Source organism: Leptothrix toolikensis (SeqCode), assembly GCF_057922285.1.
In genome coordinates, this window is record NZ_JBYSVC010000017.1 from 1 (window position 1) to 15,259 (window position 15,259).

The 15,259-nt window shown below is 59.0% G+C and carries 11 protein-coding genes and 1 pseudogene; 10 read left to right on the forward strand and 2 right to left on the reverse strand.

Translation table 11 applies throughout. From position 1 onward, the window contains the following. From AC3VI7_RS04365 to AC3VI7_RS04410, 10 genes and pseudogenes are all read left to right on the forward strand, one after another. Positions 1-987: M23 family metallopeptidase (locus AC3VI7_RS04365; protein WP_489671404.1), on the forward strand; the 987-nt coding region annotated here is incomplete at its 5' end. Then, on the forward strand, positions 984-2,414 hold the full coding sequence (locus tag AC3VI7_RS04370; RefSeq protein ID WP_489669325.1) for an ATP-binding protein: 1,431 nt from the start codon (positions 984-986) through the stop codon (positions 2,412-2,414). The genes AC3VI7_RS04365 and AC3VI7_RS04370, both read left to right, overlap by 4 nt. Position 2,415: 1 nt before the next feature. Further along, positions 2,416-3,135 (forward strand): response regulator, encoded by a 720-nt coding sequence (locus AC3VI7_RS04375; RefSeq protein ID WP_489669326.1) that lies wholly within the window; start codon positions 2,416-2,418, stop codon positions 3,133-3,135. A gap of 186 nt (positions 3,136-3,321) precedes the next feature. Next, a pseudogene (locus tag AC3VI7_RS04380) lies at positions 3,322-3,594 on the forward strand (DUF1924 domain-containing protein); the annotation flags it as partial. Then, the gene (locus tag AC3VI7_RS04385) at positions 3,591-4,094 is read left to right on the forward strand and encodes a diheme cytochrome c (RefSeq protein ID WP_489669327.1); all 504 of its coding nucleotides are present in this window, start codon (positions 3,591-3,593) and stop codon (positions 4,092-4,094) included. The pseudogene AC3VI7_RS04380 and the gene AC3VI7_RS04385, both read left to right, overlap by 4 nt. After that, on the forward strand, positions 4,066-4,845 hold the full coding sequence (locus AC3VI7_RS04390; RefSeq protein ID WP_489669328.1) for a cytochrome b/b6 domain-containing protein: 780 nt from the start codon (positions 4,066-4,068) through the stop codon (positions 4,843-4,845). The genes AC3VI7_RS04385 and AC3VI7_RS04390 overlap by 29 nt, the downstream gene beginning before the upstream one ends. After that, entirely contained in the window at positions 4,812-5,915 is a 1,104-nt protein-coding gene (locus AC3VI7_RS04395; RefSeq protein ID WP_489669329.1) for an alkene reductase, read from the forward strand. Before AC3VI7_RS04390 ends, AC3VI7_RS04395 begins: the two co-directional genes overlap by 34 nt. A gap of 229 nt (positions 5,916-6,144) precedes the next feature. After that, a complete protein-coding gene (locus AC3VI7_RS04400) occupies positions 6,145-8,547 on the forward strand; it encodes an ice-binding family protein (protein WP_489669330.1) in 2,403 nt (800 codons plus the stop codon). Positions 8,548-9,126: 579 nt separating this feature from the next. Next, positions 9,127-9,819, forward strand: a complete 693-nt coding sequence (locus tag AC3VI7_RS04405) for an ice-binding family protein (RefSeq protein ID WP_489669331.1) — start codon at positions 9,127-9,129, stop codon at positions 9,817-9,819. Between the two features lie 42 nt (positions 9,820-9,861). Continuing rightward, positions 9,862-11,373 (forward strand): S8 family peptidase, encoded by a 1,512-nt coding sequence (locus AC3VI7_RS04410; RefSeq protein ID WP_489669332.1) that lies wholly within the window; start codon positions 9,862-9,864, stop codon positions 11,371-11,373. On the opposite strand, the gene AC3VI7_RS04415 is transcribed toward AC3VI7_RS04410, so the two are convergent. Both AC3VI7_RS04415 and AC3VI7_RS04420 read right to left on the reverse strand, forming a co-directional pair. Continuing rightward, on the reverse strand, positions 11,360-14,122 hold the full coding sequence (locus AC3VI7_RS04415) for an AAA family ATPase (protein WP_489671220.1): 2,763 nt from the start codon (positions 14,120-14,122) through the stop codon (positions 11,360-11,362). The two genes, AC3VI7_RS04410 and AC3VI7_RS04415, sit on opposite strands and share 14 nt — an antisense overlap. Beyond that, entirely contained in the window at positions 14,119-15,255 is a 1,137-nt protein-coding gene (locus tag AC3VI7_RS04420) for a metallophosphoesterase family protein (RefSeq protein ID WP_489669334.1), read from the reverse strand. Before AC3VI7_RS04420 ends, AC3VI7_RS04415 begins: the two co-directional genes overlap by 4 nt. Between the last annotated feature and the right edge of the window lie 4 nt (positions 15,256-15,259).

A 15,259-nucleotide genomic window follows, 5' to 3' on the forward strand; every position in this document is an offset into this window, starting at 1 on the left:
TGGGTAGTGTCTTGCCGCCATGACTTACCCGACAACGCCCCGGGTGAGATCAACCTGCATGAAAACTGGGGCAACCATGTGCTGATCCGGCTCGGCGCAGCCGAAGACGACCGCCACGTGCTGCTGGCCCATCTGCGCCAAGGCAGCCTCTTGGTGCTGCCAGGGCAATGGCTGGTGCCCGGGATGCTGCTGGGGCGCTGCGGCAACTCGGGCCGCTCAGCCCAGCCGCATCTGCACCTGCATGTGCAGCGCGGCGGTTGGCTAGGAGCACCGACCTGCCCGTTCCATCTGACCGGCTATCAGCAAGACGGTGGCCGTTTTGTGCTCGACGGCACACCCCACCAAGGGCAAGCCCTGTATCAGCCGGCCAGCCATCCTGCACTCACCCAAGCCTTGAGCCTGCCTGCGGGCCGTGTCTGGCGTTTTAGCATCGGCACCCAGTTTTGGACCCTCTGGGTCGAGCTGGATGTCTTGGGCAACCCGTCGTTGGTTTCAGACCGTGGTGCGCGCATGGCGGCCACACACACCGATCTACTTTTTGCTTTGCATCAACGCTCAGGTCAACCTGATCCGATCTTGGATGCCTTTGCTTTGAGCCTCGGCCTGACCCCGCTGATGGCTGCCGATGGCACGTGGTGCGATGCACCCAGCATCGACTTGCTACCGATGCAGCCCTTGCAGCGTTTGCGGCGGGTGTTGCGTCATCCCTTGGGCGACAACCTCCACAGCCACTACCGCCGCCATTGGGACGCCAAACAGGCTCATTGGGTTCAGAGCGGCACACACCGGCTGACGCTGCTGGGCGGGGCCATGCAAGCAGAAACGACCGTCTGGCTGCGCCCAGAGGAAGGTCCCGTGGGCTTTGAGCTGCGCATCGCCGGTCAGACCGCGATCCGTGCCGGGCTTGCAGGTTTTGGCAACCACGGCGACCATGGCGTCCCTGCTTGGTCGGTCGATCTCGCCGCCCCCACCCTGACCGCTTCATGATTCGTCTGACCATCCAACGCAAAGTCTTCCTTGCCACCTTCGCCTTGGCCGCAGCCATGGCGGCCCTGCTGCTCGGCTTGACCCGCTGGCATTTGGAACAAGGCTTCGGGCACTACGTGGTTGAAACTGAACTGGCACACCTCGATGGGCTGGTCAACAACCTCCAGACCGCCTATGGCCAGCGACAAAATTGGGCCTTCCTTCAACAAAGCGATGAACCGTGGGACCGCAACACCGAACGTGTCGCCCGGTCACTGCCACCCCGGCCCCGCGAGGAGGATCGCCCCCCCCATTTAGGACCCCATCCTGATCCGCAGCGAGGGGGCCGCCCTGGCGATTTACTCGACATTCGCCCGCGTCTTTCGGTGCGCGATCAAGACGGCACGGTGCTAGCCGGCCAGCCCCGACCGCATGGGGTGGGCGGCCAACGACCCATTCAGTACCAGGGTCAAACGGTGGGCTGGTTGATGTTAGAAGCCCCAGAAAGTGAAGCGGTGCGCGACGCGGCTTTCTTATCCACCCAAAAACGCAGCCTCTTGTTGTCGGGATTGGGCGCGCTGGTGCTTTCGCTGATAGCGGCTTGGGGGCTGTCGCGCCAATTTTTGAAACCCATCCGTGACCTTGCCCAAGGGGCGCGGCAGATCGCCAATGGTCGATTTGGGCAGCGCATGGCTGTCGAGCAAGACGATGAACTGGGCGAGTTGGCCCGCGATTTCAACGCCATGGCCGAGATGCTGGCGCGCACCGAAGAATTCCGCCGCCAGTGGGTCTCCGACAGCTCCCACGAGCTGCGCACACCGATTGCCGTGCTGCGCGCTGAAATCGAAGCCCTGCAAGACGGTGTGCGTGTGGCCGACGATAAGACCTTGGCGCGCTTGCTCAAGCATGTGATGCAGATGAGCAAGATGGTCGATGACCTGCGCCAAACCCTCGACCGTGACAACCCCACCACGGACTTGGAACTGAGCCGACTGGACCCCATCGCGCTGCTGCACGAAACCTTGGAGGAATTCAAGCCACGCCTGGATCGGTCTCAGATCGAGCTCGACAGCAGCGACTTGTTGCCCGGCAGTGGCTGCGTCTTGGCCGATGCCAACCGACTCCAACAAGTCTTTGCCAACCTGATCGAAAACACCCTGCGCTACACCCATCCCGGCGGCAAGCTCAAAGCCTCAGCACGCGTGCGGGATGGACGCTGGCTGATGCAGTTTGACGACAGCGCCCCAGCACCCTCCGCCGAGGCCATGCCACGCTTGTTCGAACGCTTTTTCCGCGCTGAGCCTTCACGCAGCCGGGAGCACGGCGGCTCGGGTCTGGGCTTGGCGATTTGCAAAACCATCATCGAAGCCCATCTCGGCACCATCCGTGCCAAGAAATCTGCCTTGGGTGGCTTGTCCATCCGTATCGACTTGCCGTTGGAGCGCTGACATGTCCATGCCCACACCTTCTGCCGCCCACGTCCCCGCCAGCCGCATCCTGCTCGTCGAGGACGAGCCCGATCTGGCCCAAGTGCTGCTGGACTACCTGCAACGCGATGGCTTTAACGCCGAGATCGAAGGCAACGGTGCCCGTGCCTTGGCGCAGATCCAAGCCGCACCGCCCGATCTGTTGCTGCTCGACTTGATGCTGCCGGGGCTGGATGGACTCAGCATCCTGCGCGAGGTGCGCAAGTTCTCCCATCTGCCGGTGATCATGGTGACCGCGCGGGTCGAAGAAATTGACCGCCTGATCGGCCTGGAATTCGGTGCCGACGACTACATCTGCAAGCCCTACTCACCGCGTGAAGTGGTGGCTCGGGTCAAAAGCGTGCTGCGCCGCAGCCAATCCACTCCACACCCCAGCCGACCCAGCGGCTTGAGCGCGCCGCCCATCGAGATCGATGCTGCGCTTTGGCAGGTCCGCATCCACGGTCAGCGCCTAGAGCTCACGCCCAAAGAGTTCAAGCTGCTCCAAGCCTTGGCCGCCAGCCCCGGGCGGGTGTTTTCGCGCACCCAGCTGCTTGATCTGATCTACGAAGACAACCTCGATATCAGTGAACGCGCCGTAGACAGCCACATGAAAAACCTACGCCGCAAACTGGCACCTCTTTGGCCCGACGGTGATTTGATCCGTTCGGTCTACGGCGTGGGCTTTGCGGTGGAGTTCTGAGCTGCGCAGTGCCAAGGGCATCGTTAGGGCATCGGTAAGGCCCCTGTTCAGGAAAGTCACAGCTTCGTTACTCAACAATGGCGGCCTATGGAAAACCCTTGCCGTCGCCGGATCGCCAGCTCTGTCTTGATGAGCTTATGCATGCTCAGCCTCAGCCTCCTCAGTGACGGTGTATGGGCTCAAGCGGCTGAGCGGGGGCGGGTGTTTTTCAACAGCAAACATGGCGATGTGTGGTCGTGCGCCACCTGTCATGGCGACCCGCCCATTGGGCCGGGCAAGCACGCTAGCACCGGCAAAAGCATCGAACCGCTCGCCCCGGCCTTCAACCCGAAGCGCTTCACCGACAGCGCCAAGAGCGAGAAATGGTTTCGGCGCAACTGCAAAGATGTGCTGAATCGCGAATGCAGTGCCGCCGAGAAAGCTGATGTGCTGCTCTATCTCCAAAGCCTCAAACCATGAAACACATGCTCCCCAAACTGCTCGTTGTGGCCCTCATGGGCTTGGGTCCGCAGGCTTGGGCCGACTATCACGACCATGACGACGACGGCCAGCATCGCACCGCCCATGCCCCCATGCTGCCGGCTTACCAGCAAGAGTGCGGCAGCTGCCACATGGCCTTCCCGGCTGGCATGCTGCCAGCGGCGTCTTGGGCGCGCTTGATGGGCGGGCTCGGCAAGCACTTCGGCACCGATGCCGAGGTCGATGCAGCAAATGCCAAGCCCATCAGCCGCTGGCTGCAAGCCAACGCCGCCAGCCGCAGTGATCGGCAGGAGCGCGCCGCCAGCACCCCGCCCGAAGACCGCATCACCCGCACAGCTTGGTTTCAGCATAAGCACGACGAAGTTCCTGATGGCTTTTGGAAGCGCGCTTCGATCAAAAGCCCGAGCAACTGCACGGCCTGCCACAGCGGTGCGCCCGAAGGGGACTTTGATGAACACCGCGTCCGTATTCCCCGCTAACACCCAGGCCATGCCCCAAGCCCCCTCGCCCAGCCGCCGCGTGACCGACGCCCCGATCCGGGTGTTTCATGCCCTCTTCGCCCTCAGCTTCACCGGGGCTTACCTCACGGGTGACTCAGAACGCTGGCGCTTGATGCACCTGACCTTGGGCTACACCCTGGCCGGTTTGCTGGTGTTTCGGCTGCTTTGGGGCATCTTCGGCCCGCGTCAAGCCCGCTTAAGTTTGCTCACGCACAAGCTGGCTGGCTGGTCGCTCTGGTTTCAAGGCCTGCGCCAAGGCCAGCCCAGCATGCGGCATGGTCAAAACCTTTTGATGGCCAGCGCCGGAGCGGCGTTGCTGCTGCTGGTGGTGCCCCTCTCGCTCAGCGGTTACGCGATCTATGACGACTGGGATGAATGGCTGGGCCACGGCAGCGACACGGGGCTCGAAACCGCCCACGCCTTGGTGGCCAACGCCATGGTGCTGATCCTCGGGTTGCATCTCGGGCTGATCGCCTTGCTGAGCTGGCTGCGCGGCCCTCACCAAGCGGGCACCATGCTCAGCGGCCGTATCCCCGGACATGGGCCGGACTTGGTCAAGAACAACCACAACCTCGTGGCCAGTGCGCTGTTTTGCAGCGTGTTGACGTTCTGGAGTTGGCAATGGCAGGGGACACCGCAGGACTTGGACAAGGCGGTAGCATCCCGCCTTCTTCCCAAGGTAAACCCTAAGCTTCCATGTCCAACACCCTGCTCTCGTCCTGCCGTCTAGGCGCTCTTGAACTGAAAAACCGCGTCGTCATGGCCCCGCTGACGCGCTGCCGCGCCATCAACCCGGGCACCGTGCCCAACGAGCTGATGGTGCGCTACTACGCCCAGCGCGCCAGCGCCGGGCTGATCATCAGCGAAGGCACCCTCGTCTCGCCCCAAGGCCGGGGCTACCCCTTCACCCCCGGCATCTGGTCGGATGAACAAGTCGCCGGCTGGCGGCTCGTGACCGATGCGGTGCATGCCCAAGGCGGCCAAATCGTCTGCCAGCTCTGGCACTGCGGCCGGTTGTCGCTGCCGCAGTACCACGACGGCCAACCGCCGGTCTCGGCCTCAGCCATCAACCCCGCCATGAAGATGTTCGACGGGGCCGGGCTGAGCGATACCGTCACCCCGCGTGCCCTAAGCGTTGAAGACATTCAAGCCGTGGTGGCTGACTTTGGCCGTGCGGCCAAGAACGCCATGGACGCCGGCTTCGACGGCGTGGAGATTCACTCATCCAACGGCTACTTGTTTCATCAGTTCTTCTCGGCCTGCTCGAACACCCGCACCGATGCCTACGGCGGCTCGTTCGAGAATCGCGCGCGGATCTTCTTTGAGGTGCTCGACGCCATCGCCAAGGTCATGCCGCTCGACCGCGTGGGTTTCCGCCTGAATCCGATGATGAACGGCATGCACGGCGTCACGGTCGAGGCCGACACCGTCGCCATGTGGGAGCACGTGGTGCGCGGGGCCAATCGCTACGGTTTGGCTTATCTACACCTCAGCGAGGTGATGGACCTCAAGCAGATCGAAGGCAACCCGCACGCCATTGCCGATGTAAGCGCGCATTTCCGGCCCATCGCCCACATGCCGCTGATCAGCAACGGCCGGCTTGATCAAGCCAAGGGTGAAAGCTTCCTAGAAGCCGGTCAGTGCGACGCCGTGGCCTACGGCGTGGCGTGGATCGCCAACCCCGATTTGGTCGAACGCTTCGCCCGCAACGCCCCGCTCAACGCCCCCAACCCGAACACCTTTTACGCCGGCGGTGAAAAGGGCTACGTGGATTACCCCGCACTATCACCTGTGATGTAAATCGCCCAGCGCACCCAATCAACGTTGCGAAACGTGTCAATGACTTTGCGACACCTTGGGACGTTCATTGGGTCTGAGTGCTGAACGGCTTTGTGCGATAACGCACAGAACTTCCTTCACTGTCCGTCTATTCTTCGTTCACTCGGTCACTTTTCGAGATTCTCTATTGAGAAGATTATTCAATAATCTTCAATAGATTCTGTATGGAAATCTTTTCAAGAGATACATCATGAACAGTTCCAAAAGAAACGTCGAACATAAGACATTTGCACTTTCAGTGATCATGACCGCTCTATTGGCTGGGTGCAGTGGTGGCGGGAGTGTAAGTACACCTGTCACACCCAATCCAATCGGCGTACCTTTAAGCTTAGCCCCCACAATTGCGCTATCAACCGTAAGTGGTATAAGTTCAGCCTATTCTGTAGATCCAACCCGACCCAATATTACGGTCACAGGTACTGCTGCCACCCATGTGGCAGCGGTGCTGACACCGCCTGCTGCTGGTATTACAACCAGTGGTTCTATCAACGTCGTCAATAATAGCCCTTCCAACGCCCATGTTGCAGCGACGCAGACAGGTACGGGAACACTCTCGATTGTCAATAATGGGGGCGTGCTTACTGCAACCAATACCAGTTCGGGTGCAATGCTCATTAATAGCAACGCGACGGGCGCTGTGACGGTCACAAATTCGTCTGGCAAAGGCAATATCACTGTAAATGCAACGGGCAGTTCTGCAATTGCCTGTACCTACACCGATGGCCTAGATCATAATGCCATTGCCGATGTGGCTCATGCTGCTTGCATAGATACTACCGTTCTCACACCGGGCCTGGGTGGCAGCACCAATCCCAATATTGTGGTATCGGGTAGCACAGCGGCTGATGTCGCCTCAGTGATCACGGGAGGCGGTTTTATCAACGTGGCCAATAATGGAGCCCATGTTGCTGCGACTCAAACTGGAACTGGAACCATCAATGTAGTCAATAATGGTCAGGTCTTAGCCGCAACCAACACAGGTACGGGCGTCATGGCCATTACAAGCACAGCCACAGGGGCAGTGGCCGTGACCCGTACTGGCAATGGCAATACCACCGTCAATGCCACGGGTTCAACGCCGATTGCGCTATCCTTTAGTGGGGATGGCAATGTCAATTACCCCATCGCTGCGACGGCAACGGGTGGTCTTGGTAGCAGTATGGCCGTCAATGCCAATACTCGCATCACGGTGACGGGTATCAATGCACTCGATGTCGCTCCAGTGCTCAATGGTGGTGGCTCGATTAACGTGCTCAACAATGGTGCCCATGTGGCTGCGACCCAAACTGGAACGGGTGCAATCAATATTGTTAATAATGGTCAGGTGATGGCGGCAACCAATACTGGCTCTGGGACCATGACGATCAACAGCACGGACACGGGTGCTGTGACTGTGACTCAAACAGGCAATGGTGATGTCACCGTGAATGCCACGGGTACAACACCGCTTACCTTGGTTTATAGCGACAATCTTTCGCATGTTTATCCAGGACCCACTGCAATCCCGGGTCTCGGTGGTGCGCTCGGCAATTCAAACATTATTATTTCTGGCAGCAATGCGGGTGCAGTCACTGCCACAGTGAATGATCCGACGGGCGTTGCTTTCATCAACGTGACCAATAATGGTACGGGGTTTGATACCGCCACCGAAACTGGCACGGGATCCATCACCATCGTCAATACGGGTGCAGGTGTTACCGCAACCAATAATGGCAATGGAGCGATGACGATCAACAGCAGCGCAACGGCTGCGGTGACCGTAACCAATACTGGAAATGGCAGTGTCATGGTGAATGCATCGGGATCGAATCCGATCACGCTCACCCACAATGGGAATGACAACTTTATCTATACCACAGGGGCACCAGGCGGTGGCTTGGGTATACCTCCCGCGAGCATTTCTCCAGTGACGCTGGGAACAGCGGGTAATTTCGAGATTCTTTCGAGTACAGGGATCACGGATGTTGGCGGTTCAGTGATCACGGGCAATATTGGTTCTAGCCCGATCACCGCTGCGGCGATGAATACCGTCCTTTGTAATCAGGTCGTTGGTAGCGGATTCATCTATGGCGTTGATGCGGCACACGTTGGTGCATGTTATAAAGGCACCGCAGTTGATAAAACGCTGGTCGATGCCGCTGTCATCAATATGCAAAATGCCTACAACTATGCTGCTGATGCAACGCTGTATCCTGCAACCGCTACCGAATTGCAGGGTGGAACGATTGCGACTGGGACGGTTTTTGCGCCAGGTGTCTATAAGTGGAGTACACCCGTTGTTATTCCCGTAGGCGCGATCATCACCCTGACAGGGACGGCCAATGATGTCTGGGTCTTTCAGGTGGCTCAAGGCGTTGCCCTGACTGGTGGGGCGGCTGCGGGTAGTGGTGCGCAGGTGGTTATGGCTGGCGGGGCGTTGGCCAAAAATGTGTTCTGGCAAGTCGCTGGGGTCATGGCCCTTGGAACGAACACCACGCTGAACGGGGTTGTTCTGTCTAAAACAAGCATCACACTCGCTGCGGGTGCGGTGGTTCACGGCAAACTGATGGCACAAACCAGCGTGACCTTGTCTGGTAATACGGTCGCTCCTTAATACTGTTTTTCATCTCTTCAGTAGTCAACAAAAGGCCGTCAGAAGACGGTCTTTTGTTTTTTCGCCTCCGATAAAGACGTGTGTGTTATCCAGCGCACAGAACATAGGATAACGAACACGGATACTGAGCATATCTGCTGATTCCCATTGACTACCAGATAAGAGATGATCATGAATAATATAGTTATAAGACGCATCATGCCGCTTATGGCGATATTGACGACTGCGACGATGACAGGGTGCGGTGGTGGGAAAACTGATCTAGCGAGTGGTTTATCTGGTGGAGCAGCAAGCCGTGTGGTTGCACACGGCACCAGTCTTGCGGCCTCTCCAGGTCGGTTGGGTGCGCCACTCGGTCCACCAGCCATATCGCCACCGCTTATCGCTCAGATACTCAACCCATACGCATTAACCACCTCGGCAGGTCTGACGACATCCTTAGGGGCCACTTTTGGGGGCGATGTCGTGATGGACGCCCCCGTGTCAACCTGTACGTCGGTTCCTGCCGCAGCAACGTCTAGCATCGCTCCCGTGGTCGTGGGTATAGCTCAACTGGACAGTTGTGGATTGGAGGTGGGTTTGATCGACACCATCAATCCGCCGGTCAATATCCCCAACGGCTTAAACATAACAGGGCTGACCGTGCGTTACTTTGCCACGAACAGTGCCGCATTCAATGCCAAGGTACGTGCCATCAAAACCGCCCTGAATACAGCGTGGATGGGGGCCTCGCAGCAAGTAGGGGCAACGTTGATTCCTGGGCCAGGCGCGTTGGGCGGGTTGCATCTGACACCGGGTATTTATAAAAGTGCCAGCACCATGGTGTTGGGAAGTGGCGAAACGCTGACCCTTGATGCCTTCGGCAATACCAATGCGGTCTGGCTTTTTCAAGTCGGTAGCAGCTTGACGATCACGGGATCCACCGTCGCCTGCACCCCTTTACCCGTGGTATGTACGCCGACTCAAATCGTGCTTCTTCATGGCGCACAAGCCAAAAATGTATTTTGGCAGATCGGTACACCGAGGTTAGCGGATGGCGCACCGTTAGGGGGCGATGTTAGTTTTCCTGCTGCTACAGGACCTATTCAGAATAATACTATTTTTGTAGGAACCATCATGGCTGGTAACTCGGTCACCTTTGCCGGCGGCACCACGGTTACAGGCAGGATATTGGCAGGCGCTGATTTGCAAGGAGCCCCCAATACCCAGACAGGTGGCGCTGTGACAACCACGGGAGGAAGCACTGGATCGGTTGTCGTTAACTTGCCATAATAGGCATGACGCTCGCTAAGAAAATCATACCAGGAGATTTTCATGACAAAACTCATTGATGACCTACAAGATAACTTTCGCAAACACCAAGTTCGGCGGCTTGAAAGTTTTTTGCGCTCTGGCTTGTTGCGTCGCTTTCTTCATTTGTCTTTAGTGCTTGCCATTTGTGGGGTAGCTTTTATATTTTCATATAAATCCCAAGATGCATATCTTGCCACTCAAAATATGGCAGCATTGCAGCAACTGGCAGCGAAGCATGGATCGGTGAGGCTCATCATCGGGGTAAGAGTTGCGATCACTCCTGAAGGAGCCTTGAATGCAGAAAATATTACGTTGCAACGTAAAGAAATTGCAACCATGCAATCCGCAGTCCTTCATAAAATAGCATCACTCAACAATCATCAAACAAAACCGAAACTCTTTGCCATCATTCCATTCATGGCCATGGAGGCCAACCCAGATGAATTACTGGCATTGAGCAAACTTAACGAGGTTGTTTTTATCGAAGAAGACCGAGTCGCAAAACTTGCCGATGCTGGAAGCGTTGCCGTAACGGGAAGTTCGATAGCGTGGAGTATGGGTTTCAGCGGTATGGCGCAGTCTATTGCTATTTTGGATTCTGGCGTCGATAAGTTCCACCCTTTTCTGGCTGGTAAGGTGGTTTCAGAGGCCTGTTTTTCGACCAATAACGCCGCCGATGGTGCCACCTCGCTTTGTCTAGGAGGCGTGGCTCAATCAACCGCCAATGACTCGGCCATGCCTTATGCGGGTGCTTGTCCCGCAGGGGCATGTGGTCACGGTACCGCAGTCGCGGGCATCGCTGCTGGAACCAATGCCACTTTCACGGGCATCGCCAAAGATGCTGTGCTGATCGCCATTCAAGTATTTTCGCGTTTTGATAGTGTGATTAATTGTGGCTCGGCCACACCCTGTGTATTAACCTATACATCAGATCAAATTCTTGGATTGGAACAAGTTTATGCGCTGCGCAATACGTACAACATTGCGGCAGTCAATATGAGCTTGGGCGGCGGCAGATATTTTAGTCAGGCGACCTGCGACGCCACCAATGCCGCCATCAAAGCCATCATCGACACGCTGCGCTCAGTGAATATACCGACCATTATTGCGTCGGGGAACGATGGCTTTATAGATAGCATGGATGCACCTGCCTGCATATCCAGCGCCATCAGCGTTGGTGCTACATTTTCTTTGCCCAATTACAACAATCATTGCGCTGGCAATAATATCAGTATATCGAGTATAGACTCGATACTTTGCGAATCAAATTCAGCTCCCTTTATAAATTTGTTGGCTCCAGGTGCCGTCATCACGTCATCCATCCCTGGCGGGGATTATCTTTCTTGGTATGGCACATCCATGGCTGCACCGCAGGTTGCTGGAGCTTGGGCCATCATGAAGCAAAAGAAGTTCAATTTAACCGTTAGTGATGGTCTTGGTGCGCTAACGTTAACTGGCGTGCCCATTACCGATCCGCGCAACAACCTTGTAAAGCCGAGAATACAAGTAGATACCGTTCTCAACGCCATTTAAAAATGGTTGTATCCAGATGGCGCATCGCCACCCCCATGTCCTGCCACAGCTCGGGGTGGCAGGTAAAAAGCAGCACTTGGTGGCGGGTGGCGACATCAAAGAGCACACGCTTCATTGCTTCTAGGCGCAGCTCGTCGCTGTGGACCAGGGCGTCGTCCAAGATCAGCAAGGTGGGTCGGCCGGCGCTGCGCAGCAAGTCGGCGTAGGCAAAACGGCTGATAAGGCCCAACTGCTCGCGTGCCCCAAAGCTCAAGGCGCTGAAGTCGCCGGTTTCCAAAGTGCCAGCACGGCCTTGGCGGCTTAGACCACCAGGGACCAGATCCTCGGTGATATGCAGGGTGGCCTGGGGGAAAAGCAGCGGCAAGTAGTGCTGAAGATGCTGCTGCAAGGGGGCTTGCAGCCGGGCCAGCGTGGCGCTGCGTTGGCCCTCTAACTTCTGGCAGAGCAAATCAAGGGCAGCGGCGCGCCGTTGCAGTTCGGTCTGACGCCGCTCGGCCCGCGCGCACTCACCGGCCAAGGTGGCCCGCGCTTCTTCAAGGCCCTGCGCCCCGGCTTGCTGCAAGGTGTTTTCCAACACCAAAATCTGCTCGCGGCGCTGTTGTTGACTGCGCTGCGCGTGCTCGATGCTGCGACCCAAGCGCTCGATGTCTTGCGCCACGATGTCAGGGCGCGCTTGCAAAAGCTGCGCTTGCTCAAACTCGATACGCACCGCCACGGCGTCGCGCTCGGCTTGGGTCACCAGCAGTGCTTGCTGTGCTTGGGCCAGCTCTTGGGGGCGACCGGGCTGCTCAAGCAGCGCACGGCTGGTGGCCCATTCCCGCTGCGCGTCTTCGCGGCGACTTTGGGCCGTGGCCTGCTGTTGCAGCGCTTGGGTATGGGCTTGACGGGCGGCATCGAGCTCGGCTTGGGCACTGATCTGCCTCGCTTCGGCCTCGTCCAGCGGTAACGGGGTGCTGCCGCCTTCGACATGCGCGGGGTGCTGCGCGGCGGGGGATGTGTCCAAGGCGCTCAAGGCCGCTTGACTGGTTTGTAGGCGCGCAGCAGCTTGAGCGGCAGCTTGGCGCAGGGCATCCAGCCCTTGGGGGGCCATGAGGTTCACAGCCTGATCGGCCAGCCGCATCTGTGCTTGGATGTCTTTGTGCTGCGCCATACGCGCTTCAGCGGCGCTGACATCCGGCAACCCGGCGCGCTGCAAGGCGCGTTGCAGCGCGTCTTCTGTACAAGCCAGCTCACGCACTCGCTCGTCCAGATCCGCCCCCCCAGGACTGATGTGCAAACGGCCCACACCGGGGATATCGAGCGTGGTCGGGGCCAGCAGCCAACGCTCACCGACGTCGCGCAGCAAGACCGCCTCCGCGCCCTGAACGCTCAATCTCACGCCTGGAACAAGCTCAAAAGCCAGCCGGGTGGCGAGGCTTTGTTGTTGCAAGCTCAACTCACGCCGACGACTTTCTAGGTTTTGCAGCTCTTTGAGCGCCTTGGGCGTGATCGCACAAGCCGTCGCTTGGCCGGTCAGCTGGATCAAGCGCACCTGTTCGGTCTCGGCCCGGGCCAGATCCTGCTGGCTGCGCTCGGCCTGCACCTGAGCGTCTTGTACTTGGGTGTGCAGAGCGTGCCGCGTGCTGTGTTGATGGGCTTGCTGCACAGCGTGGCGGGCCGCGCTGGCTTGCGCTTGGGCGGTATTCAGGCGCAAGCGGGTATCGACCACGCGCACCTCGGCGGCGTCGATCTCCTCGCCCAGCTTGAACAGGCGCTGCGCGCGCTGGCGGCCATCGTCTTCCTGCTGGGCCAAGGTCGAGAGCTGATGCAGCAGCAGGCTGTGTTGTTGCACCAGCTGCGTGTGCCGCCGCCGGGCCTCCACCAAGTTCTGTTCGCTGCCCTGAAGCGCCTGCTGCTGGCGTTGACGCTCTTCGAGCTGTATGCGCCAAACGTGCCAAGGCTTGGCAACGTCCTCGGCTTGGTGCTGAGCACGCAAGCTGGCAAGCTGATCGACCTGTTGGCGGTAAAGCGTGATTTGGGTGTCGAGCACCGCCAACTGCGCACTCAGCAGTTCGACCTGCTCGATGGCGGCGCTGTAGGCCGCGCGTGGTTTGCCGGCCGCCGTGAGGAGCTCAGCGCGCTGGCTGCGGAGCCGCTCCAACACCACATCGCCCCGGGTGGCGGCCAACGCTCCGGCGGCGGCACGCATGGAGGCGGATCCGGCCGCCTGACCTTGTTGGAGCGCGTCATGCACGTGTTCGCGGGCATGCTGGGCGGCGAGTTGGACATCCTGCCCCGTGCCCTGCTCGACCCACAACAAACCCGGAATACCCCAGTGCTCGCTCTTGCTGGCCCCTTTGCCTGCAAAGGCAAAACCGAAAATTTGAGCCAAGTGATCTTCGGCCTCGACCCCTTCAAAACACGTTGAACCGATGTTTGAATCAACCTGCAAGGTGCAGCGTTTCTTGGCCAAAAAGCTCTTGTTGAGCCGACATACCTGCCCGGCAAATTCGAAATCAAGCTCAATTTCTGGCGCGGCGGCGCTGTCGCCCCAGGGGCGCAGATCATCCACCACGGTCGAGCGATGGCGCTCAAAAAAAGCCGCCCGAATGGCGCGCACCAGCGTGCTTTTGCCCGCTTCGTTGGGGCCACTGAAGATGTTTAAACCGGATGTGAAATCACGCAGCTCAAAAGGCGCTCGAAACTGACGCAGCTGCGCCACGCGCAAGCGGGTGATGTGCATGGAAGAAGTCAGCGGCACGTCGTTCATCGCACGGGCTCCGTGTCAGCCAAGACCTGACTCAACAAGGCCAAGGCGTCTTGGGCGGTCTGGGCGGCACGCCCTCCTTGGCTTTGCGTGGCGCGCAGCTCAGCCATCACCTCGGCGATATAGCCATCGGCGTGCAGCGCTTCGGCATAGCCTGCGATGTCCTCGTCGCTCAGCGCCAAACTCAAGCCACTGCGCTCGACGTTCAGGTGCCGCAGCCGCGCCTCGGCTTGGCTCAAGGCGGCGTTCAAACGCAGCTCACCGGCCCCGTCGATGCGGCCCTGCACACTCAAGTCCACCACATCGTGTGCGCCCAGCGCTTCAAGTTGCTCGATCAGGGCATCCACGTCGGTGGCGACATGCAGCACCACCTCGATGCGCTGCCAGGCGTACTGCGCGGTACGAACACGCTCAACCTGCGGCGCAGCCCCCGGGACATCCATTCCCACCAACAAAGCATGGCCCGCATCGTTGGCTTTAAACCGATCTGGCTCGGGCGTGCCGCTGTACCAAGTGCGCTCATCGATGCGTTTGCAGCCGTGCCAGTCGCCTAGCGCAAGGTAGTCCAGCCGCGCGCACGCCGCCCGATCCGGTGCCAAGGGGTTGGTCGCATCCAGCCCCTCCATCAAGAGACCTTGGACTCCGCCGTGGGCCACACCGACACGCAACCAACCCTCGGGTGTTTCGGCGGCGTCAAACCAAGCGCTCAAATCACCATAGCTGTGGCGCTGCGTCAAGGGTGCGGGCAGCACGGCCAAGCTCAGCTCAGGAAACAACAACACCTCGGGTTTCAAGGCCAAATGCACTTTGGCCGGTACTGCGCCGAGGCGCTGCGCCCGGGTCCAAACCGATTCAGCCAAAGCGGCGTCGTGATTGCCGGGCAACAAAATCCACGGCCCCGCAAAGCCAGCCAGTGCATGGAATAGCCGCCGAATCGTTCGGTCCGCCACGGTCTGGGCGTCAAACACATCACCCGCCACGATGACCATGTCCACCCGCTGCGCCGTGGCCAGCGCCGCCAAACGCTCCACCGCCTGCAACCGGGCCTCAGCCAGCGCATGAGCATGCTCCGGCAGAAACCCTTTCGCAAAAGCGCGCCCGATTTGCCAATCAGCGCTATGCAGTAACCGCACCATGAGC